The organism is Caulobacter sp. GW456-12-1-14-TSB4 (assembly GCF_059424195.1).
This window is the reverse complement of record NZ_JBWKZF010000005.1, coordinates 187,993-209,176: the sequence shown is the minus strand read 5'-3', so window position 1 is coordinate 209,176 and position 21,184 is coordinate 187,993. Positions and strand designations below refer to the sequence as shown.

At 67.5% G+C, this 21,184-nt stretch carries 25 protein-coding genes and 1 tRNA gene; 21 read left to right on the top strand and 5 right to left on the bottom strand.

The annotated features are described in order from the left end of the window. Positions 1-67: 67 nt before the first annotated feature. From glmU to AC07YH_RS06990, 9 genes are all read left to right on the top strand, one after another. Positions 68-1,453: a bifunctional UDP-N-acetylglucosamine diphosphorylase/glucosamine-1-phosphate N-acetyltransferase GlmU gene (gene glmU / locus AC07YH_RS07030; protein ID WP_494746274.1), complete on the top strand. Its 1,386-nt coding sequence runs from the start codon at positions 68-70 to the stop codon at positions 1,451-1,453. Continuing rightward, positions 1,450-2,133, top strand: coding sequence for a ribose-5-phosphate isomerase RpiA (gene rpiA / locus AC07YH_RS07025; RefSeq protein ID WP_494746273.1), 684 nt, complete (start codon positions 1,450-1,452; stop codon positions 2,131-2,133). Before glmU ends, rpiA begins: the two co-directional genes overlap by 4 nt. Before the next feature lie 45 nt (positions 2,134-2,178). Continuing rightward, positions 2,179-3,579: a glutathione-disulfide reductase gene (gene gor / locus AC07YH_RS07020; protein WP_494746272.1), complete on the top strand. Its 1,401-nt coding sequence runs from the start codon at positions 2,179-2,181 to the stop codon at positions 3,577-3,579. Then, positions 3,576-4,799 carry an O-antigen ligase family protein gene (locus tag AC07YH_RS07015; protein ID WP_494746271.1) on the top strand — a complete coding sequence of 408 codons (1,224 nt, stop codon included), beginning with the start codon at positions 3,576-3,578 and terminating at the stop codon, positions 4,797-4,799. The genes gor and AC07YH_RS07015 overlap by 4 nt, the downstream gene beginning before the upstream one ends. 113 nt (positions 4,800-4,912) lie before the next feature. Continuing rightward, positions 4,913-6,292, top strand: coding sequence for a class II 3-deoxy-7-phosphoheptulonate synthase (locus AC07YH_RS07010; protein WP_494746270.1), 1,380 nt, complete (start codon positions 4,913-4,915; stop codon positions 6,290-6,292). Between the two features lie 135 nt (positions 6,293-6,427). Next, a complete protein-coding gene (locus AC07YH_RS07005) occupies positions 6,428-8,218 on the top strand; it encodes a long-chain-acyl-CoA synthetase (protein ID WP_494746269.1) in 1,791 nt (596 codons plus the stop codon). 54 nt (positions 8,219-8,272) lie between these two features. Then, on the top strand, positions 8,273-8,887 hold the full coding sequence (locus AC07YH_RS07000; protein WP_494746268.1) for a hypothetical protein: 615 nt from the start codon (positions 8,273-8,275) through the stop codon (positions 8,885-8,887). A gap of 1 nt (position 8,888) precedes the next feature. Continuing rightward, positions 8,889-9,191: a winged helix-turn-helix domain-containing protein gene (locus tag AC07YH_RS06995; protein ID WP_494746267.1), complete on the top strand. Its 303-nt coding sequence runs from the start codon at positions 8,889-8,891 to the stop codon at positions 9,189-9,191. Between the two features lie 103 nt (positions 9,192-9,294). Next, on the top strand, positions 9,295-10,119 hold the full coding sequence (locus AC07YH_RS06990) for an alpha/beta hydrolase (RefSeq protein WP_494746331.1): 825 nt from the start codon (positions 9,295-9,297) through the stop codon (positions 10,117-10,119). Here the strand turns inward: AC07YH_RS06990 and AC07YH_RS06985 are convergent. Further along, positions 10,116-11,018, bottom strand: coding sequence for a M23 family metallopeptidase (locus AC07YH_RS06985; protein ID WP_494746266.1), 903 nt, complete (start codon positions 11,016-11,018; stop codon positions 10,116-10,118). The genes AC07YH_RS06990 and AC07YH_RS06985 overlap by 4 nt on opposite strands. 2 nt (positions 11,019-11,020) lie before the next feature. Continuing rightward, complete coding sequence (locus AC07YH_RS06980) at positions 11,021-11,683, bottom strand: hypothetical protein (RefSeq protein ID WP_494746265.1); 663 nt, start codon at positions 11,681-11,683, stop codon at positions 11,021-11,023. Positions 11,684-11,858: 175 nt separating this feature from the next. Between AC07YH_RS06980 and panD the strand changes: the two genes are divergently transcribed. Both panD and AC07YH_RS06970 read left to right on the top strand, forming a co-directional pair. Continuing rightward, positions 11,859-12,215 (top strand): aspartate 1-decarboxylase, encoded by a 357-nt coding sequence (gene panD, locus AC07YH_RS06975; protein WP_099576484.1) that lies wholly within the window; start codon positions 11,859-11,861, stop codon positions 12,213-12,215. Between the two features lie 2 nt (positions 12,216-12,217). Beyond that, positions 12,218-12,679, top strand: a complete 462-nt coding sequence (locus AC07YH_RS06970; RefSeq protein WP_494746264.1) for a hypothetical protein — start codon at positions 12,218-12,220, stop codon at positions 12,677-12,679. A gap of 63 nt (positions 12,680-12,742) precedes the next feature. Here the strand turns inward: AC07YH_RS06970 and AC07YH_RS06965 are convergent, their stop codons facing one another. After that, a complete protein-coding gene (locus tag AC07YH_RS06965) occupies positions 12,743-13,492 on the bottom strand; it encodes an SIMPL domain-containing protein (protein ID WP_494746263.1) in 750 nt (249 codons plus the stop codon). A gap of 150 nt (positions 13,493-13,642) precedes the next feature. Between AC07YH_RS06965 and AC07YH_RS06960 the strand changes: the two genes are divergently transcribed. After that, positions 13,643-13,718 (top strand) — tRNA-Ile (locus tag AC07YH_RS06960). A gap of 227 nt (positions 13,719-13,945) precedes the next feature. Then, positions 13,946-14,491, top strand: a complete 546-nt coding sequence (locus tag AC07YH_RS06955) for a DUF4760 domain-containing protein (protein WP_494746262.1) — start codon at positions 13,946-13,948, stop codon at positions 14,489-14,491. A 141-nt stretch (positions 14,492-14,632) separates the two neighbouring features. Here the strand turns inward: AC07YH_RS06955 and AC07YH_RS06950 are convergent, their stop codons facing one another. Continuing rightward, positions 14,633-15,769: a phosphatidylserine decarboxylase gene (locus tag AC07YH_RS06950; RefSeq protein WP_494746261.1), complete on the bottom strand. Its 1,137-nt coding sequence runs from the start codon at positions 15,767-15,769 to the stop codon at positions 14,633-14,635. Positions 15,770-16,046: 277 nt separating this feature from the next. On the opposite strand from AC07YH_RS06950, the gene AC07YH_RS06945 reads away from it, so the two are divergent. After that, positions 16,047-16,280, top strand: coding sequence for a hypothetical protein (locus AC07YH_RS06945; protein WP_494746260.1), 234 nt, complete (start codon positions 16,047-16,049; stop codon positions 16,278-16,280). Between the two features lie 7 nt (positions 16,281-16,287). On the opposite strand, the gene AC07YH_RS06940 is transcribed toward AC07YH_RS06945, so the two are convergent. After that, the gene (locus tag AC07YH_RS06940; protein ID WP_494746259.1) at positions 16,288-16,632 is read right to left on the bottom strand and encodes a helix-turn-helix domain-containing protein; all 345 of its coding nucleotides are present in this window, start codon (positions 16,630-16,632) and stop codon (positions 16,288-16,290) included. Between the two features lie 181 nt (positions 16,633-16,813). Here AC07YH_RS06940 and AC07YH_RS06935 point away from each other — a divergent pair, with 181 nt between their 5' ends. From AC07YH_RS06935 to AC07YH_RS06905, 7 genes are all read left to right on the top strand, one after another. Continuing rightward, entirely contained in the window at positions 16,814-17,227 is a 414-nt protein-coding gene (locus AC07YH_RS06935; RefSeq protein ID WP_494746258.1) for a hypothetical protein, read from the top strand. Then, the gene (locus AC07YH_RS06930; RefSeq protein ID WP_494615297.1) at positions 17,224-17,439 is read left to right on the top strand and encodes a hypothetical protein; all 216 of its coding nucleotides are present in this window, start codon (positions 17,224-17,226) and stop codon (positions 17,437-17,439) included. Before AC07YH_RS06935 ends, AC07YH_RS06930 begins: the two co-directional genes overlap by 4 nt. Before the next feature lie 151 nt (positions 17,440-17,590). Further along, positions 17,591-18,142 carry a hypothetical protein gene (locus AC07YH_RS06925; protein WP_494746257.1) on the top strand — a complete coding sequence of 184 codons (552 nt, stop codon included), beginning with the start codon at positions 17,591-17,593 and terminating at the stop codon, positions 18,140-18,142. A 292-nt stretch (positions 18,143-18,434) separates the two neighbouring features. Continuing rightward, a complete protein-coding gene (locus tag AC07YH_RS06920; RefSeq protein WP_494746256.1) occupies positions 18,435-18,839 on the top strand; it encodes a phage tail terminator-like protein in 405 nt (134 codons plus the stop codon). A gap of 80 nt (positions 18,840-18,919) precedes the next feature. Further along, entirely contained in the window at positions 18,920-20,134 is a 1,215-nt protein-coding gene (locus AC07YH_RS06915) for a phage tail tube protein (RefSeq protein WP_494746255.1), read from the top strand. Between the two features lie 91 nt (positions 20,135-20,225). After that, entirely contained in the window at positions 20,226-20,669 is a 444-nt protein-coding gene (locus tag AC07YH_RS06910) for a hypothetical protein (RefSeq protein WP_494615314.1), read from the top strand. Further along, positions 20,555-21,013: a phage tail assembly chaperone gene (locus tag AC07YH_RS06905; RefSeq protein ID WP_494746254.1), complete on the top strand. Its 459-nt coding sequence runs from the start codon at positions 20,555-20,557 to the stop codon at positions 21,011-21,013. Before AC07YH_RS06910 ends, AC07YH_RS06905 begins: the two co-directional genes overlap by 115 nt. Positions 21,014-21,184 lie beyond the last annotated feature (171 nt).

Sequence of the window (21,184 nt, the reverse complement as noted above, 5' to 3'; positions counted from 1 at the left end):
GGTCTGGCCTTTCCGCCAATTGGGCGGCTAATGCAACGCTGGAAGCGTCCCAGGGAGTCGCCAGTCCATGACTGATTCCGTTTCGAGCCCATCACGTCCGCGCGCCGCCGTGATCCTGGCCGCCGGCCAGGGGACGCGGATGAAGTCGCCGACGCCCAAGGTGCTGCACAAGGTGGCCAACCGGACGCTGATGGATCTGGCCATCGACGCGGCCGAGGGCCTGAACTGCGAGCGGATCGTGGTCGTGGTCGGCGCGCACAGCCCGCAGGTCGGCGAGGCCGCCCGCAAGCGCCTGGGCCCGAACGCCACCGTCATCCAGGACCCGCCGCTGGGCACCGGCCACGCCGTGCTGGCCGCTCGCGAGGCCCTGGCCGATTTCGACGGCGACGTGGTGGTCACCTATGCCGACTGCCCGCTGACCACCGCCGGCGTGATCGCGCCGCTGTTCGACCTGATGGCCAATGGCACGGACGTCGCGGTGCTGGGCTTCGAGGCCGCCAACCCCACCGGCTATGGCCGCCTGATCCTGGCGCCGGGCCATGTGCTGCTGCGCATCGTCGAGGAGAAGGACGCCGACAGCGCCACCAAGCAGGTCAAGCACTGCAATTCCGGCGTGCTGGCCGCCGATCGCGCCACGCTGTTCAGCCTGCTGGCCGACGTCCGCAACGACAACAGCAAGGGCGAGTACTACCTCACCGACGTTGTGGGTTTGGCCCACGACCGCAAGCTCTCGACCCGCGCGGCCTTCGCGCCCGAGCCGGCGGTGCAGGGGGTCAACTCCCAGGCCGAGCTGGCCGCCGCCGAGGCCGTCTGGCAGCGCGGCCGTCGCAACGTCCTGCTGACCGAGGGCGTGACCATGTCCGCGCCCGAGACTGTCCATCTGTCCTGGGACACCCAGATCGCGGGCGGCGCTGTCGTCGAGCAGTTCGTGGTCTTCGGCCCTGGAGTCGACGTCGCGGCGGGCGCGGTGATCAAGGCCTTCAGCCACCTGGAAGGCGCGACCGTGGGCGAGGGCGCCCTGATAGGTCCCTACGCCCGTCTGCGTCCGGGCGCCGAGATCGGCCCCGAGGCCCACATCGGCAACTTCGTGGAAGTGAAGAAGGTCAAGGTCGGCGCGGGCGCCAAGGCCAATCACCTCAGCTATCTGGGCGACGGCTCGGTCGGCGAGAAGGCCAACATCGGGGCCGGCACGATCTTCTGCAACTACGACGGCTTCGAGAAGTTCGAGACCCATGTGGGCAAGGGCGCCTTCATCGGCTCCAACAGCGCGCTGGTCGCGCCGGTGCGGATCGGCGACGGCGCGATGACTGGCTCGGGCTCGGTGATCACCCAGGACGTCGAGGACGGGGCCCTGGCCCTGACGCGTCCGGAACAGAAGATCAAGGCTGGCTGGGCGACGAAGTTCCGCGCCCTCAAGCAGGCCGCCAAGGACAAGAAGAAGGGCAATCCATGAGCGCCGACGACCAGAAGCGTATCTCGGGGCAAGCCGCCGCCGAGCTCGTCGAGAGCGGCATGGTGGTGGGCCTGGGCACCGGCTCGACGGCCGCCTGGTTCGTCAAGGCGCTGGCCGCCCGCGGCCTGAAGGACATCCGGGGTGTGCCGACGTCCGAGGCCACCGCCACCCTGGCGCGCGAGCTGGGCATCCCGCTGGCGGCGCTGGACGACGTCAAGAGCATCGACCTGACCGTGGACGGCGCGGACGAGGTCGGCCCAGGCCTTTCGCTGATCAAGGGCGGCGGCGCGGCCCTGCTGCGCGAGAAGCTGGTCTGGGAGGCGTCCAACCGCTGCGTCGTCATTGCCGACGCCGCCAAGAAGGTCGACGTGCTGGGCAAGTTCCCGCTGCCGATCGAGGTGGTCCGTTTCGGCCACGTCCACACCAGCTGGCGCCTGGCCGACATCGCCGCCGAGTTCGACCTGCCGCCGCCGCGCCTGCGCCAGGCCGACCGGGGCATGGTGGTCACCGACGGCGGCAACCTGATCTACGACATGGCCTCCGGCGCGATCACCGATCCGACGGCCCTGGCCGCGGCGCTAAAGAGCGTCACCGGCGTGGTCGACCACGGCCTGTTCCTCGATCTGGCCGATGAAGCGCTGATCGGTACGGATACGGGTGTGGTGCGCCTCGTTCCCTGACGTCCTACATAAGCCGCCCAAGCTTTGAGCTACCTGGAGGCCATCGTGGCTGACTACGACTTCGATCTCTTCGTCATCGGCGCCGGTTCGGGCGGCGTGCGGGCGGCGCGCCTGGCCGCCATGAGCGGCGCCAAGGTCGCCGTGGCCGAGGAATATCGGGTCGGCGGCACCTGCGTGATCCGCGGCTGCGTGCCCAAGAAGTTCATGGTCTACGCCAGCGAGGTCACCAGCCAGCTGAAGACCGCCAAGGGTTATGGCTGGACCATCGAAGGCGCCAAGTTCGACTGGAAGGGCTTCATCCACGACAAGGACGTCGAGATCGCCCGCCTCTCGGGCATCTACGTCACCAACCTGCAGAAGGCCGGCGCTAACCTGCTGCATGGCCGGGCCCAGATCATCGACGCCCACACCGTCGAGGTGCTGCCCAAGGACGGCAGCGATGACGCCGGGACCTACACCGCCAAGAAAATCCTGGTCGCCACGGGCGGCCGGCCGTTGAAGCCGGACTTCCCGGGCGCCGAGTTCGGCATCACCTCGGATGAAGCCTTCCATATCCCGAAGCTGCCGAAGAGCATCATGGTCGTCGGCGGCGGCTATATCGCCGTCGAGTTCGCCGGCATCTTCGCAGGGCTGGGCGTGCAGACGACGCTGCTCTATCGCGGGGCCAACATCCTGCGCGGCTTCGATGACGACGTTCGCTCGCACTTGGCCGACGAGCTGGGCAAGAAGGGCATCAAGGTGGTGCTGGGCTGCTCGCACACCTCGATCGAGAAACAGGAGGACGGCACGCTGCTCAGCACCCTGACCAGCGACCTGACCTTCGAGACCGAGGCGGTGATGTTCGCCACCGGCCGCGAGCCCTACGTCCAGGGCCTGGGCCTGGAAAAGGCCGGCGTGAAGCTGAACGACAAGGGCGCGATCGCCGTCGACGAGCACTCCAAGACCAATGTCCCCAGCATCTGGGCCGTCGGCGACGTCACCGACCGCATCAACCTGACGCCGGTGGCCATCCGCGAGGGCGCCGCCTTCGCCCAGACCGAGTTCTACGACAACCCGACCACCTTCGATCACGACATGGTCGCCTCGGCGGTGTTCAGCCAGCCGCCGGTCGGTTCGGTCGGCATGACCGAGGCCGAGGCCCGCCATGCGTTCGGGACCGTCGATATCTACCGCTCGGTGTTCCGTCCGATGAAGATCACTTTCTACGGCGGCCAGGAGCGTTGCCTGATCAAGTTGGTGGTCAAGCAGGACGACCAGAAGGTGGTCGGCGTCCACGTGGTGGGCCCGGACTCGCCCGAGATCATCCAGATGGCCGCCATCGCCGTGAAGATGGGCGTGACCAAGCCGCAGTGGGACTCCACCTGCGCCGTCCACCCGACCCTGGCCGAAGAGCTGGTCACGATGCGTGAGAAGTACGTGCCGGTCGAAGTCGGCGGGGTTGGATGACCCTTCTCGACGCTCCCGAGCGTCGGACCCGGTGGCTGGGCGCGCTCGCCGTCTTCCTGATGGTGATGACGCCGCTGATCGGCTACCTGGCGCCGCTCGGCTTCGCGCCGCTGCTGGCCGTGGTCGGTCTGCTGGCCACGCCGGGGCTGGCGCGTTCGCGCCCGCCGCTGCTGCCGATGTACGCCCTGATGCTGATGGTGCTGTGGGCGCTGGTCAGTCTGAACTGGAGCCCGGCGGCGCCGGCCCTGTCGGCGCTGAAGCGCGACAAGGACGTCGGCGCCTTCACCGCCTTGAAGCTGGTGTTGCAGCTGGGACTCTACGGCACGGCCGTGGCCACGCTCGGGACCCTGTCGCAGCGCTCGGCGCGGCTGGCGGGGCGGGTGATGCTGTTTGGCATGATCGCCCTGGCCGCGCTCACCTTCGTCGACGCGGCGTCGACGGCGAAGATCTACCAGGCGATCCGCGCCGCGACCCACGATCCCATCCGGTGGGACCTGGCGGTGGTGAAGGTGTCGCTGCCGGTCTATCCGCTGGTGCTGTTGTTCTGGCCTTGCGCGCGGCTGCTGGACGCCTGGGGCTTCCGGGGCCGCAACGTGCTGATCGCGACCATGGCGCTGATGATCCTGGCGGCGTCGCATTTCACCAGCGCCGACGCCTCGGGCGCGGCCTTCCTGCTGGCCGGGCTGGTCTGGCTGGGGACGCGGCTGATCGGCAAACCCTTTGTGCGCGGCATGATCCCGGCGGTCTCGACCCTGTTCATCTTCGCGCCGATGGTGGTGCTGTGGGGCGTGCGTTCGGGCCTGTTCGCCTGGCTGCACCAGCTGGCGCCGCCATCCTGGGACGCGCGCCTGAACATCTGGGCCTTCGCCGCCAACCAGATTGTCCAGCACGCGCTGCGCGGCTGGGGCATCGACGCCAGCCGGACCTTCGGCAACGCCATCCCGCTGCACACCCACAACGCGGCGCTGCAGCTGTGGCTGGAGCTGGGCGCGCTGGGCGCGGCGCTGGCGGCGGCGTTCTTCGCCTGGGTGCTGTACCGGATCGTGGCCTGGACCGGCGAGAACCGCCGCGACGGCGCCATGGCGGCCGCGACCCTGACCGCCTACGTGATGATCGGCGGCTTGAGCTTCGGCGTCTGGCAGGAGTGGTGGTTGGCGCTGGGCGTCATTGCCGCCATTGGCTGCTCGATCGCGCAAAAATCGAGCGCCGCACCGCGTTAGCGCGACTACGACTTTTCTCAGCTGGGTGGATCGGCGGTGTTCAGCCGCACGATTTTGCCTTTTAGTTCCTTTCGCGGTATCTACGCCGCCCTTCGCAGTAATCGAGCCTCGTCATGACCGCCCGCTGGACCCCCGCCGCCTGGAGAGCCAAGCCCGCCAAGCACATGCCCACGGATTATCCGGACATGGGCGCGGTGGAGCGGGTCGAGCAGACGCTGCGCCAGATGCCGCCGCTGGTGTTCGCCGGCGAGGCGCGCCGTCTGAAGAGCCTGCTGGGCGACGTGGCCGAAGGCCGCGCCTTCCTGCTGCAAGGCGGCGACTGCGCCGAGAGCTTCAAGGAATTCCACGCGGACAACATCCGCGACACCTTCCGTCTGATCCTGCAGATGGCGGTGGTGCTGACCTTCGCCGGCGGCAAGCCGGTGGTGAAGGTGGGCCGCATCGCCGGCCAGTTCGCCAAGCCGCGCTCCGAGCCCATCGAGACGATCGGCGACGAAACCCTGCCGTCCTATCGCGGCGACATCATCAACGGCATGGACTTCACCGCTGAAGAGCGCGTGCCGGACCCCGATCGCCTGCTGAAGGCCTATGGCCAGTCGGCCTCGACCCTGAACCTGCTGCGGGCCTTCGCCAACGGCGGCTATGCCGACCTGCACAACATCCACCGCTGGACCCTGGGCTTCGTCGGCGACAGCCCGCAGGGGGCGCGCTATCGCGAGCTGTCGGACAAGATCACCGAGAGCCTGGCCTTCATGGCCGCGATCGGCGTCACGCCGCAGAGCCATCCGGGCATGCATCAGGTGGAGTTCTTCACCAGCCACGAAGCCCTGCTGCTGGGCTTCGAGGAGGCCATGACCCGCGTCGATAGCACCTCGGGCGACTGGTACGACACCAGCGCCCACCTGCTGTGGATCGGCGAGCGCACCCGCCAGCTGGACGGGGCGCACATCGAGTTCATGAAGGGCGTGAAGAACCCGATCGGCCTGAAGTGCGGTCCGACCATGGAGGGCGACGACCTCCTGCGCCTGATCGACGTGCTGAACCCGAACAACGAACCGGGCCGCCTGACGCTCTATGGCCGCTTCGGCTCGGACAAGATCGCCGACCGCCTGCCGCGCCTGATGAAGGCCACCAAGTCGGCCGGCCGCTCGGTGGTCTGGGCCACCGATCCGATGCACGGCAACACGCTGAAGGCCTCGACCGGCTACAAGACCCGCCCGTTCGATCGCATCCTCAGCGAAGTGAAGAGCTTCGTGGAGATCGCCCAGGCCGAAGGCGTCCATCCGGGCGGCGTTCACTTGGAGATGACCGGTCAGAACGTCACCGAATGCCTGGGCGGCGCCCGCGCCGTGTCGGAGACGGACCTCGCCGACCGCTACCACACGCACTGCGACCCACGCCTCAACGGTGAGCAGGCGTTGGAACTGGCGTTCCTGGTCGCCGAAAAGCTGAAATCGGCGCGCGACGACCAGCGTCGACTAGCAGCGGGCTGACGATCAACGGCTGACGCGGCGATCCTTGGTGATCGCTGTTCAGGTTGAGCGAACATTGAAAGGTTTGCGATGCAGCGCGCGGCGGCTTGACCCGTCGCGCGGCGCTCTCCAATGGTTGTTTGAAGGGAGAGCCGAATGCGTTTGCGTCAGAAGATCAAGCGGGAAATCCGTTTCTTGAAGGGCTTGTCCCGGACGCTGAAGCGCGTGAAGTCGATCGCTCCCGACAGTCCCAACCTGATCTGTGACGACCTCGAAGCGGCGGTGGACAAGTGGCGCGACCGCCAGGCGATCACCTTCGAGGGCAAGTCGGTCACCTATGCCGAGCTGGACGCCATCGCCAACCGCTACGCCCACTGGGCCAAGGGGCAGGGGATCACGCGGGGCCAGACCGTGGCGCTGTTCATGCCCAATCGGCTTGAGTACATGGCCATCTGGTACGGCCTGACCAAGATCGGGGTGGCCACGGCTCTGATCAACAACCAGCTGACCGGCGCGGCCCTGGCGCACTGCCTGAACATCTCGCAAGCGATGCACTGCATCGTCGATCCCGAGACCTCTCCCTGCTTCGAGGACGTGAAGGGCCAGCTGACCCGCCACATGCACCAGTGGGTGCTGGGGCCCGTTCACGGCGAGCAGCGCGACCTGATCAAGGCGCTGAAGAGCTGCAGTCAGCTGCGTCCGGATCGCGAGACGGCTCGCGACGGCATCGTCGCCAAGGACACCGCGCTCTACATCTTCACCAGCGGCACCACGGGCCTGCCCAAGGCCGCGCGCATCACCCACATGCGGGCGCAGCTCTACATGCGCGGCTTCGCGGGCTCGACGGGTTCGAACCAGAACGACCGCATCTATGTGACCCTGCCGCTGTACCACGCCACCGGCGGCCTCTGCGCGATGGGCGCGGGCCTGTTGAACGGCGGCGCGATCGTGTTGCGCAAGAAGTTCTCGGCCACCCACTTCTGGCCCGAAATCGTCGCCGAGAACTGCACGATGTTCGTCTATATCGGCGAGTTGTGCCGCTACCTCGCCAACCAGCCCGAGCACGAGCTGGAGCGCGCCCACAAGATCCGCATGATCTTCGGCAACGGCCTGCGTCCGGACGTCTGGAACGACATGCTGGACCGCTTTAAGGTCGGCGACGTGCTGGAGTTCTACGGCGCCACCGAGGGCAACGTCTCGCTGTTCAATTTCGACGGCAAGCGCGGCGCGATCGGCCGGATCCCCGGCTATCTGAAGAAGAAGTTCAACATCCGGATCGTCAAGTTCGACGTCGAGACCGAGACGCCGATCCGCAGCGCCAACGGCTGCTGCATCGAGGTCGCGCCCGGCGAGGTCGGCGAGTGCATCGGCCATATCGGCGCCGACGCCCGCTCGAACTACACCGGCTATGCCGACAAGGCCGCGACCGAGAAGAAAATCCTGCACGACGTCTTCCAGAAGGGCGACGCCTGGTTCCGCACCGGCGACCTGATGAAGGTGGACAGCGACGGCTACATCTATTTCATCGACCGCATCGGCGACACCTTCCGCTGGAAGGGCGAGAACGTCGCCACCAGCGAGGTCTCCGAACGCATCGCCAGCTTCGAGGGCGTGCAGGAAGTCAATGTCTACGGCGTGAAGGTCGGCGACCTGGACGGCAAGGCCGGCATGGCCGCGCTGGTCGTGGAAGACGGCTTCGACGTCGAGGCCTTCGGCAAGCATGTCGACGAGCAACTGCCCAGCTACGCCCGTCCACTGTTCGTGCGCCTGCAGCAGCAGATCGAGACGACCGGCACCTTCAAGTACCGCAAGATCGACCTGGTCAATGATGGCTTCGACCCGAGCAAGACCAAGGATCCGCTGTACTTCCGCGATCCGGCCAAGGGCTATGTGAAGATCACCAAGGCCCTCCACGCCAAGATCGAGAGCGGGGCTTTCAAGCTCTAGGCTAGAGGCGCTTTAAGCCGCAAAGTGGCGGAATTCTCCACCCGAGGATTCGCCATGACCGACGACGTGAAGGCCATCCGCGACGATCTCGCCTTCCTGCGCGCCCTGGCCGAGGACGGCGCCCGCACGCCGTTGCTGGGCGGCTCGCTTCTGGCGGCGGCCGGTGGCTGCTACGGGACGGCCAGCCTGGTGCAGTGGCTGGTCCTGACCGACGTCATCGATGTCCCGAAGGTCTGGCTGTTCGGGCTGTGGGCGCTCACCGTCGCGGTGCACGTGACGATCCAGGGCGTGCTGATCGGCAAGGTCGCCAAGCGGCCCGGCGCGGAGTCGGCGGCCAACCGCACCTATCATCAGGTCTGGACCGGTGTCGGCATCGGTTGCTTCGTGCTGTTCGCCGCTCTGGGCATAGCGAGCTGGAAGGCCCAGACCGGGCTGCTGATCGGCTTCGCGCCCTCGATCATCCTGGTGCTGTACGGTGCGGCCTGGTGGGTGGCGGCCAGCGTGTCGAAGCTGGCCTGGATCCGGCTGGTGGCCATCGCCTCGTTCGCGGCGGCCATCGCCATGGGCCTGCTGATCGGCTCGACGACGGTGTGGCTGGCCTATGCCGCCGCGCTGTTCCTGCTGGCCTTCGTCCCGGGCCTTCTCCTGTCGCGGCGGTCGGCCGGCTGACGTGGACGAGTTCGAGATCGATCGCCTGGACGAGGTGATCCACGGCCGCGTGCGGCTGGGGATCATGGCCTTCCTGACCAGCGCCGGCAGCGCCGACTTCAACACCCTGAAGGCCAAGCTGTCGCTGACCGACGGCAACCTGTCGGTCCACCTGCGCAAGCTTGAGGAGGCCGGCTACGTGGCCATCGACAAGAGCTTCGTCGGCCGCAAGCCCCTGACCCGCGTGGCGCTCAGCGACGGCGGCCGCGCGGCCTTCGCCGACTATCTCGACGCCATCGCCAAGCTGGTCGAGGGCCGCCCGTGAGCGTCCAAGGCCCTGGCGCGTTCGTAGCTCTGGCGGACAACGAAGGCGGAGGCGCGACGTGGCGGGAACAACGGTGACGAGACGTGTGGGCCTGGCCGCCCTGATGGCGGCGATGACGTCGGCCTGCTCGCCGCTGTCGCTGTTCGCGACCTTCACGCCCAAGGACGCGGCCAAGGTCGAGGACAAGGGCGCGCATTACGCCGCCGGACCGCGCGGCGGCGTCGACGTCTACGCCCCGCCGGTCGCCCACGGCCCCGCGCCGGTGGCGATCTTCTTCTATGGCGGCTCGTGGGACAGCGGGCGGCGGCAGGACTATGGCTGGGCCGCGCGGGCCATCGCCGCGCAAGGCTTCCTGACCCTGGTCCCGGACTACCGGCTCTATCCGGAGGTCCGCTATCCCAGCTTCATCGACGACGGCGCCCAGGCGGTGCGGTGGGCCGTCGAGCACGCCGCCGCGCTGGGCGGCGACCCCAGCCGGATCGTCCTGATCGGCCACTCGGCCGGCGCCTACAACGCCGCCATGCTGGCCCTGGACCCGCGCTATCTGACGGCCGCCGGTGTGAAGCCCGGCGTGATCAAGGCGTTCGCCGGTCTCTCGGGCCCCTACGCCTTCCTGCCGCTGGACGGCCCGATCACCCGCCAGACCTTCGGCGAGGCAAGCGACCTGGAGGCGACCCAGCCGACCCGCTACGCCCGCGCCGACGCGCCGGCCGCCTTCCTGGCCACCGGCGACAAGGACACCACGGTACGCCCGCGCAACACCCGCAAGCTGGCCGCCGCCCTGCGCGACAAGGGCGCCAAGGTCGAGGAGCGGCACTATGAGGGCCTCGATCACGCCGGCACGGTTCTGGCGCTGTCGCGGCCGTTCCGAGGCAAGTCGACCCTGTTCGCCGACATGGTCGCGTTCCTGAAGAGCGCCGTGAACTAGCTCCCGCAGGCCTGGCCGTTCAGCTTGCGCTGATAGGCCTCGGCCAGGCTCAGATACGGCGGCAGGAAGGTCTGCAGGGCGATCGGCTTGCCGTCGGTCGTCGTGCCCGCCACGCCGGCTCGCAGCTCGAAGTGCAGGTGGATCGTCGTGGGCGTGCCGCCGAAGTCGTTCGAAACCTTGCCCAGCTTCTGGCCCTTGGCGACCTGGTCGCCTTCCTTCACCGCCAGGGTCGACATCTGCATGTGCAGGTAGCGGTAGGTGTAGTGCGGCTGGGCCTTGGCGATGAGCGTGACGGTGTAGGTCCCGATATCGGAGATCACGCCGGCCTCGGCGGCCACGGCCCAGTGCTCGTTCTTCTTGCAGGTGGCCGGGCGTATGTCCTGGCCCTGGTGACCCGTGCCGGCCCCCGCGCACAGCGGGTTGGCGCGCGAGCGGGCCTCGCAGAAGGTGTCACGCCAGGGCAGGCTGTAGTTCAGCGTATCGCACTGACTGGGCTTGCCGGCTGGGCCCATGCCGCCGCCTGGGCCATAGACCTGCGAGTTCGGGAAGCCGGCCTCGGCCAGCGGCCAGCACATGTTCGGCGACCAGACCGTGCGGTCCAGATAGCCCGGACCCTGGCCGGCGGGGATCGCGCCGGCGGGCGCATGGTCGAACGTGGCCGGCGAGGGCGCGGGCGGCTCAGCGGGCTGCGGCGCGGGATCGGGGCTGGGCGGCACGGGCTCGCTGGACGGCTGCTCGGCCCCGCCGTCGGCCGGCGTGTCGTCGGGCTGAGGCGGACCCGGCTCGGGCGAGGGCGGCTTGGGCGCCTCGCCTTGAGGCTTGGGCTTGGTGGTGTCGTCGCAGGCGGTTAGCGGCGCGACGGCCAGCAGGGCGATCAGCAGGAGCGGGGAGAGGCGCATGGTCACCCTCCTAGTCCGGCGGCCTCACGGGCGGCCTTGCCCATGACCACGGCCGTGGTCTTGCCGACCAGGCCCAGCACATAGTTGTCGTCGGCGCAGCGCGGATCGCTCGCCGCGTCGCAGCGGATCTCCACCGTGTAGAGCACCCCGTAGCGTACGAAGCTGGCCAACTGGCCGTCGACCGTGCGCTGGACCGTCAGCATCTCCGGCCCCGTCTCGATCTTCAGCGGCTTGGACGCCGGCATCGGCACGGTCGCGGTCGTGCCGCTCAGCGAGACCCGGCCGCCGGCGGTGTTGCTGGTGATCGTGTAGTAGTCGCCGAAGCTGTAGATGCGCGCCCCGGCCGTCAGCTTGGCGTCCTGCGGCAGCAGGATCGGCACGGCGGTCTGGTCGACCTGTTCGCGATTGAGGTTGGTCGCCAAGCTCTCACCGACATTGGCCGATTGGCGCAGGCCGCCGACGGCACCTTGCCAGTCCACCCTAGGCCGAGGTCGCACCAGCGCCGCGATCCCGGGGCGGATGGCCGCCGCGCCAGGAATCGGCGCGCCGGTCGCATCCCGCGTCTGGGCCCTGCCGGTCGAGATCCAGGTCGCCCCCGCGACCACGGCCACAGCGACGGCCCCCGCCATCGCCCACCCTCGTGCATGACGCATGGCTTCTCCCACAGAACCGCGTTCTTCGAAGTCTTAGCGCGGAAAGGCCACGCTGTTAACCATTAGTCCCATGCTGCGCTGCGATTGAACGCGCACGGGTTCGTGTCTATATGGCTTGACCTCTTTCCGGGCCTTGTGTGTGGCGGCCTTGAAAACATCAATAGTTCAAAGGGATAGTGTCCCCGCCATGCTGCTCACCATGCTCAAGGCCAAGCTGCACCGCGCCACGGTGACCCAGGCCGACCTCGACTACGAAGGCTCGATCGCCATCGACCGCGACCTGCTGGACGCCTCGGGCATCCTGCCGAACGAGCAGGTCGACGTGCTGAACATCACCAACGGCGCCCGCTTCACCACCTACGCCATCGAGGCTCCGCGCGGCTCGAAGGTGATCGGCGTCAACGGCGCCGCCGCTCGCCTGGTGCAGAAGAACGACCTGGTGATCGTCGTCACCTACTGCCAGATGGCCGCGGAAGAGGCGCGCAACTACGCCCCGACCGTCGTGCTGCTGGACGAAGGCAACCTGATCAAGAAGGCGGCCTGAGCATGAAGCGCCTGGCGCTGATCGTTCTCGCCGCCGCCGGCCTGTCGGCCTGTTCGCCTAAGCTGCCACAAGGCGTGGATGAAACGGTGCTGACCGCTTCGGTCGGCAAGTCGATCGGCTCGCCCTCGACCTGCGTGGTGATCGCCGACGCCAGCGGCAAGCTCGTATGGCGCGGTGGCGGCTACATCACCTGCTCGCGCAACCTGCCGTCCTGCGACGGGGCGCAGACCACGGCCGAGACGCTGCTGAAGGCCAATCTGGGCAAGCCTGCGCGCTTCATCAGCTGCCCCAGCGGCGGGCCTGACGGCGCCACGGTCGGCTGGGCCAGCGGCCCGGTGCCGACGGGCCAGGGCAAGCCGCCGCGCGGCCTGACCTATGTCGCCGTGATGGAAGGCGACAAGGCGCTGCCGGGCCTGGAAATCCAGGACCGGGTCGAGCGGGCCTTCAAGAAAGCCGGCTTCTAGAGACATCAAAGCCGCCGCCGGGATCCCGGCGGCGGCTTTTTCATGCGCGCTAACGCGGCGCGCCTACTTGGCGGCTTCGTACGTCGCGCTGACGTCGATGCGGACCTTCAGCTCGCCGGCCGCGATGCTGGTCGAGTCGGCCATCTCACGCTTGGCCATGGCGTACATCGGCATCGGCGCGACCGGAGGCTGGTAGCCGCCGCCTTCGCTCAGATTGACCAGGCGCACGGCCTTGTAGCCGGTGGCGCGGCCGTAGAGCTCGGCCTTAGCCTGCAGGGCCTTCACGGCCTCCAGGCGGGCGGCGTCCTCAGCGGCTTGCGGGTTGGTCAGGCCGAAGCTGATGCCGTTGACGGTGTTGGCGCCGGCGCCGACCGTGGCGTCCACAGTCGCGCCCAGCTTGGCCAGGTCGCGGACCGTGATCGTCACCTGGTTCGAGGCCTGGTAGCCGGTCAGCTTTGGCGGCTGGTTCTGCTCATAGGCATATTGGGCGTTGAGGTTCAGGTTCGAGGTCTGGACGTCGCGCTCGGCGATCCCGGCCTTCTTCAGCGCGGCCATCACCTGGTTCATGCGCGTCCCGTTGGCCTTCAGGGCCTCGCCGGCCGTGGCGGCCTCGGTCTGCACGCCCAGGGTGATGGTGGCCATGTCCGGCGCCACGCGGGTCTCCCCATAGGCCGACAGGCTGAAGGTCGTGGCCTTGAACGCCGAGTCGGCGCTGGTCTGAGCCAGGGCCGGGGCGGCGGCGCCCATCAGCAGCGCGCCGCCGATCAGGGCGGGGATGGCGAAGGCGGGCAGGCGGCGAGCGGTGTTGGTCATCGTTCTTTCTCCAGGACCGTCCGGGGCAGGGGAAGCGCCGCCGGACAGCTATGGGTTCCCTGATGACAGCCCCAACCTGAACCGGAGCTTTAAGCCGCGTTCGGCTCATGTTATTCGCCGCCTCTCGCGTACGCTCACACGTCTTCGCGCGGGCCTGTAGCTCAATGGTTAGAGCCGACCGCTCATAACGGTCTGGTTGGGGGTTCGAGTCCCTCCAGGCCTACCAAACTTCCATTTCAGTTTCGGGTAAAAGGGGTGTTGGGATACCCGAAAGGGTAAGGGGCAGAAGGGGCTCAAAGCAGAGCTTGCGCGCAACGGCTGAGTTCGCGACAATAAAAAACCCCGGCGGTTGTACGCCGGGGCTCGGTTGTCAGCCGTGTTAGGTTGGTTACCAACCAGTGTCGATTTCCCGAGCCATATTCAACGTCTCCCTTGGTACGGTTTCAAACTCATATGCCCGATATGGTAGCTTGGCTAGTTGATATCAAACCCGCTAACGCAACTTTAATCGGGGCAACTCTCGCAACGTGCGGTTGGCTGTACACCGCCGGCCGCGCAAGAACTATATCACGAAAGCAGCACACATTAAACGTGATGGTGCAAGCTAGGTTCAATGCCGATTTTAAAGCGGCAGAGAAAGCCGTTGCGCCCAATGAGCGAAACGGTGCCAGCGATATATCCGATCCGGCGTGTCCAAACCGAGATAACTTCAAAACTGTTCTAAACTATTATGAGTTTCTCGCCTCCGGGATTCGGAACGGCGATTTTGACGAGCAGATGGTATCTGACAGCCTGCGTGGCACAATCTTGAACTTATTCGAGACGTGCCAGGAGGGTATTTTCAAGCTGCGGACAAATCGCCGCAGAGTCGCCCTCTATGAGCACCTTGAGTGGCTGCACCGGCGTTGGGAGCGCAAGCCACCCAAATGGTACCAGCGCATCGTAGAGCGCATTATTTCCCGCCCACTGGGCGGTAAGCGCAAGAAGCACGACGACTGAACTGGACGCGCCAACTCAATGTGCGCTGAAAGGTCTGATGTTAAGGGGGGGCGTGGAAGATTTCAGGATCCGCTCTTCCTGCTTCCCGGTCAACAGGTCGTCTCGGTAGCAGCGGCGTTGCGGTAGCATTGATCGCGCTCCTCACACCGCCGGATAGGCGTCCGCGATCTTCACGCCCGTCTTGTAGTGGACGTTCGGCTGCGCCACGAAGCTGACATTGGTCTTGGCCTCGAACAGCACGATGATGTCCGAGCCGCCGAACTGGAAGTAGGACAGCTCCTCGCCCTTGCGGACGGTGACGCCGACCTCGGCGGTGACGATGACCGACGAGACCTGGCACATGCCGATCGGCAGCACGGCGACCAGGCCGATCGGGGTCTCCAGCACGATCAGACCGCGGGCCTGAGCGAACTGGTAGCCGGCCGCGTCCGGGGCGTCGAAGGCGCGCAGGGGTTTCAGCTTGTGGACGCCGTTCTCGCCATCGACGGGCTCGGCCACGACCTCCAGATAGACCTGGCCGGGAATGGTGCGGGCCTCCAGCACCGTGCCGCCGACCGGGGCGTGCTGGCGGTGGTAGTCGTTGGGACCCAGGAAGGCGTGCATGAACATGCCGTTCTTGAAGCGGTCCTTGTAGGGGCTGCCCTCCATCAGCTCCTCGATCTTCCAGTGCAGGTTCTTGACCGTCACGTGGCTGTCGGTGCGGATCTCCCACTGGCCGGCGAAGGTGGAGTCGGCCGGCGAGACGATCACCCGCTGGTCGGCGATCGCCGCGATGGGCCGGTAGCCCGGCTTGAAGTTCCGGGCGAAGAACTGGTTGAAGGTCTTCCAGCCGCCGTGCGGCTCGATGTAGTCGCTCAGATTGTAGTTCGGGGACTTGCGGAAGGTCTCCAGCGACTGCGGCGTCAGGGACTCCGGCGTATCGAGGAAGGCGCCCAGGCTGTCGGCGTATTCGACCAGCCACGCCGACAGCGGCGTCAGCGGCGGGGCCTTGTCGCGCGGGATGACCTTGTTCTGCAGGTCGATCACCGCCTCCTGGTCCAGCACGAAGTAGAACTTGCAGAGCTTGTTGTAGACCTCGCGGCCCGGCTCGTTCTCGCTGGGGACCCAGCGCAGGAAGTCGTTGATGTAGACGTAGTAGCTCTCGAGGTCATTCAGGTCGGCCAGCTGCGGGATGTTCCACGCGCGGGCCTGGGCGACGGCCTTCTCGAACCGCGCCTCCCAGCCGTTGTCCTTGATCAGCTTCTGCAGCTTCGCGACGACGGGATGCCATTTGCTCATCGTCTGTCCTCCAACGGGATGGGGTGCGGATAGGCTCTCTATTCGTGTATCGATCCAAATAACTTGTTATGGTTGTATATCTTCGGCGTTCATGCGTAAAGCGTGCGGCGGCGATCGCGTCGCTGATTTGCTTGTTGTGCAAATACAATCGTTTCGCCGAAATTTGCTTTCAATGCAAAAATTAACACACGTCAGACTCGGTCGTATGCGCCGCCGCGGCCGATCGACTCACGCCGTGGAGGCGTGCAGAGTAGGGGCGTTGAAGGCGGAGGTTGTCGTGTTCTCGGTGACGCGTTTCTGCGTACAGGCCTTCGGGAGGCGAAGCGGAACGCTTGCGCCGACCGAGGTCAGGGAGTGCTATTTCGAGGAGGACGCGCGGCGTGAGATGGAGGTCCTGGCCCGGCGATCGTCGGGCGTAGCGCTGTACCGCGTGCGCGGCGAGCCGCTGTCGGGCCTTTGGGGCAGGCCGCTGCTGATCGCGCGCCGGGGCGAGATTCTGGCGCTGGATTGAAGCAGGATTACCCCACCTTCTTAAGGGTTTGGCCGATTTCGACCAGTTGCAGCCGCTGAACGGGCTGGAGCTGGTCCCAGATCGACCAGATCGCTTCGGACGCCGCCGGATCGCGCATGATCAGGTCGGCCGGCTCGCAGCGATAGATGGTGGCCAGGGCTTCCAGCAGGTCCTGCGAATAGCCGGTCTCGCCGCGCTCGACGCGCGACAGCTGGGCCAGCGAATACGGATAGCTGACCTCGAGCTCCAGGCGTTCGACCGCCTGTTCCAGGTTCATGTCGCGGTGCTTGCGCCAGGCGCGGATGAAGGTCTTCGCGCGCCGCTGCGCCTTGGCCTGCCGGTCGGGTGTCATGCAAATCCCACGGAGGAGCGAAAGGGAGAATGTCCAGCCATTAAACACAAAATTTGCTTGCCATGCAAATTTGTATTTGGTACAAATTGGATATTCCGGAAGTTGCGCCTCGGCGACGCGAGCCAAGCGGCTTCCGCACCAAATCCCCCAATCCATCGGCTCCAGCCGCAGGAAGCTTCAGATGATTCCGATCCACGCGACCGGTCCGGCCGGTCATGCGCCGTTCCACGCCTATACCGCGCGCCGCACCGAGGCCGATCGCCGGCCGCCGCGCGCCATCCTCACCGGCCTGCTGATGGGCGACCCGCGCCCCGACCGCTACGCCCTGTCCGAGAAGATCCGCACCCGCCTGTTCGGCGTCCTGCCCGACGAGCCCGTCGTGCCGGCCAAGGTGCTGGCCGTGCTGGAGGCTCTGGCCGACGGCCCGCTGACTTTGGCGGACCTCGCCGACGAGATGGCCGTCAGCCTGTCGGCCGGCAGCGACCGCGCCCAGGCCGGACAGCTGCTGGGCCTCGTCGAGCGCCTCGGCGGCCGCCCGTGCCGGATCAGCCTTACGGCCGCCGGCCAGGCCGTTCTGGCGGACCAGGGCGGGTGAGCTCGCTGCAGGACGAGGTCGCCGAGGGCGCCGTCGACCAGGCCGTTCGCGCCTGCGGGCCGCGCAAGCCGATGCTGTGCGCGATCATCCGCGCCGCCGGCCGGATGCTGGCCGAGAGCGACGGCCACGACTTTGTCGCCCAGGTCTGCGCCGGCGAGGCCCGCCGTCACGCCCTGGCGCAGAACCGACGCGGCGTCCGCTCCGGACGCTGAACATTCCGAATAGAGAAGGGGACCTGTCATTTCCGTCCAAGTCATCCGGCCCGAAGGCCTGACCTCGACCGAGCTCGCCGACCTGGCCCGCGCCGATCGCGCCGCCGCCCTGGCGATCAGTCCGGCCGCCCGCCAGGCCGCGCGCGAGACCGTGCTGCGCATCGCCGGCGCCCAACTGGTGCGAACCGAGCAGGGCGACATCGCCGCCGGTCTGGTCGAGACCATGGCCCTGGCTCGGTCGCGCGGCGAGACCGTCGAGGCAGGCGAGGGGACCTTGCGGATTTCCAGCCGCGATGGCCTGCGCAGCCTGCGCCAGTCCGGCCACATCACCGACGCCCACTACGCCGTCGGCCTGCTGTACCGCGCCGGTTTCGAGGCGCGCGGTCGCGACCTGCGCGCCGCCAGCCTGGAGCCCGGAATCGGCGGCGGCCACGACAACGACCGCTTCGTGGCCGCCCGCCTGCGCCGCGCCCGGATGCTGGACTTCGTGGCCCGCGCCGACCGCGCCGTGGCCATGAGCCTGGCCGACAAGCCGATGGCTCTGCGCTTGCTGCGCGCCGTGGCGGGCGAGGGGACCAGTCTGTCGGTCTGGGGCGCCGGTCGCGCCTTCACCCGTAACCGCGAAGTGTTGGTCGAGGCGTTGGACCTGATCGTGGCCTTGGCCAAGCAGATTTCGCGCGATCGCAAAAACAAGAACATTTAGCGAACAAATGGATTGACCGGCGGGAAGGTAAAAGGTTTAATCAGATCATTCTCGGAGATGCGCCTTCAGCGGCGACCTTGATCTCCGAAGACTGAACCCCAGACCTTCCAGTACTCAAAGGCGCCGCGCGATCCACTTCGCGGGCCTTCGCTCCACGATCCCGCTCTCCCTTCGGAGGGCGGGGTCTTCGTCTCGCCTCCACAGGGACACCCGACATGATCCTCGCCCCCGTCCCCGGAAGCCTGCGGGCTTCCGGATCGCCTCCGCGCGCCTCGACCCCGGCGGCGCGCCGATGAGCGTCCTGAAGATCCGCGCGGCGCTGGAGACGGCGCTGGCCGCCATGAGCCCCGCCCTGGCCACGGCCTGGGAGAACACCGCCTACACGCCGACGGCGGGGACGCCCTACCAGCGCGTCTCGATGCTGTTCGCCGAGCCGGTCAACGCCGAGTACGGCGCCAGCGGCCAGCAGGGCGGGATGTTCGTCGTCGGCCTGTGCTGGCCGCAGGGCGCGGGCATGGCCGACATCGGCGCCCGCATCGAACTGCTCCGGGCGACCTTCCGTCGTGGCGCGGCCTTCACGGCCGACGGCCTGACCACCACGGTCGCCCGCACCCCTCTCATCCTGGCCCCGGTCCTGGAGGGCGACCGCTACGTCGTGCCCGTCCAGGTCCCGTTCCTGGCCACGATCACCAGCTGACGGCGGCCTCCGCCCGAAGGGACGACCTCTGGGTTTCGTCCAACCTCCACCCATCCCGATAACTTCACGGAGAAGATCCCATGGCAGTCGCCCAGGGCATCAACAAGAAGACCGTCTACAAGAAGCAGACCGGCCTGGGCGCGCCGGCCGCCGGCTCGGGCGGCCAGGTCGTCCGCCGCACCAGCTCGGTGTTCCAGGCTCCGCCGGACACCTTCGAGAGCAACGAGATCGTCAGCCACCAGCAATCGACGGGCGTGGGCCTGGGCGTGGTCAAGCCGGCCGGCAAGATCGACGGCCTGCTGTCGCCGGGCAGCTATGGCGCGCTGCTGGGCTCGCTGCTGCGCAAGGACATGACGGCCGGCGTCTCGGCCACGGGCGCCACGATCAGCGTCGCCGCTTCGGGCCAGAACTGGACCCTGACCCGCGCCGCCGGCTCGTACCTGACCGACGGCTTCAAGATCGGCGACGTCGTGCGCCTGACCGCCGGCGCGTTCAACGCCCTGAACACCCAGAAGAACCTGCTGATCGTCACCCTGACGGGCACGATCGCCACGGTGCGCGTGATCAACGGCTCGCCGATGTTCGCCGAGGCCAGCATCCCCACCGCCACGCTCGCCGTCACCGGCAAGAAGTCGCTGGTCCCGCTGAGCGCCCACACCAACGACTACTACACCTTCGAGGAGTGGTATCCGGACCTGGGCCGCTCCGAAGCCTATGCCGACCAGCAGGTGGGCCAGGCGGCGCTGAACCTGCCGGCCACCGGCAACGCCACGATCAGCCTGGACACCGTCGGCCGCACCCGCGTCCTGGGCGCGGCCCAGGTGCTGACCTCGCCGGCCGCCGAGACGACCACCGACATCCTGACGGCGGTCAACGGCGTGATCCTGGTCAACGGCGCGGCCGTGGCCAATGTCACCGGCGCCCAGGTGACCATCAACGGCAACGCCGCCCACAGCGACGCCGTGGTGGGCTCGAACGTGGTCGATGACATCCAGCGCGGCCGCATCGCCGTGTCGGGCTCGTTCACCGCCAAGTTCGACAGCGTGACCCTGCAGAGCATCTTCGACGGCCGCTCGACCACCTCGCTGGTGCTGGCGGTGACCGAGGACGCCACGGCCAACGCCGACTTCGTGGTCATCAACCTGCCGATGATCAAGCTGACCGGCGACAGCCCGGACGACGGCGAGAAGGCCATTATCCGCACCTATCCGTTCACGGCCCAGATCAACGGCGCCGGCGGCGTGGGTCTGGCCACCGACCAGACCATCGTCGCGATCCAGGACAGCGCGGCCTAACCGGCGCGCGTCCCTCTCTCTCCCGAAGTCCCTCCCTCAACTTAGCGGCCGGGTCGCGCCCGGCCGTCCTTTTCCCAAGGACCTGAAAGACATGACCAAGACCTCGATCGACACCCTGTTCGACCTCAATGACCTGGACGCCGTCGCCGCTGGCGACACGCCGTTCGAGGTCGAATATGTCCGCGCCGACGGCTCGGGCTCCGGCGTCTTCCTGCTGGTGCTGGGCGGCCAGTCCGAGAAGGTGCAGGGCGAGGTCAACCGCCTCGTCAACGACCGCCGCAAGAAGCAGGCGGTGGCCGCCGCCATGACCGGCCGATCCAATCCCGACAAGGCCGACTTCACGCCGATCGAGGACGACATCGCCTTCGGTCACCGCCTGACCGCCGTCCGCCTGGTCGGCTGGCGCGGCATCAAGCAGGAGTGGTCGGCCGACAACGCCTTCCGCCTGGTCAGCCGCAATTCCGAGATCGCCGAACAGGTCACCACGGCCTCGAACACCCTCGGAAATTTTATGCCGGGCAAGTCCGCGGCCTGATCGCCCACGCCCGCGAGCAGTTCGAGCTCGCGACGCGCCAGGACGACGGCGAGCCGCTGCGGACCCACCTCGAGAGCCTGGCCCGCCAGGGCGAGGCCGAGGCGTCCTGGCGGCTCGCCAACCCGCCGCCGCTGTCGCCGCACGTGGCCCACCTGTGGGCTTGGTACGCCGACCTCTGCCAGACCCGCCAATCCGGCGGCTTTGGCCCCTCGCGCCTCTCGCGCCTGGAGATCCAGGCCTGGGAACGCGACGAGGGCGTGCGGCTGGACCCCTGGGAACGCCGCGCGCTCTTGGCCCTCGACGCCGAACACCTTCTGACGATGACGGCCCCCACGAAGGGCTGACCACCACCCGGGCTGCGCCTTCGCAAGGAGGCGCGGCCCGAACTTTTTGGGGAGAGCCGTTGTGGCTGACAAGAACGTCGATCTCGAGAGTCTCATCAAAGACGCGGCCAGAGCCGAGGCGGCGCTCGTGAAGGCCACGGACGCGGTTCAGAACCTTGGCGTCCGATTGAG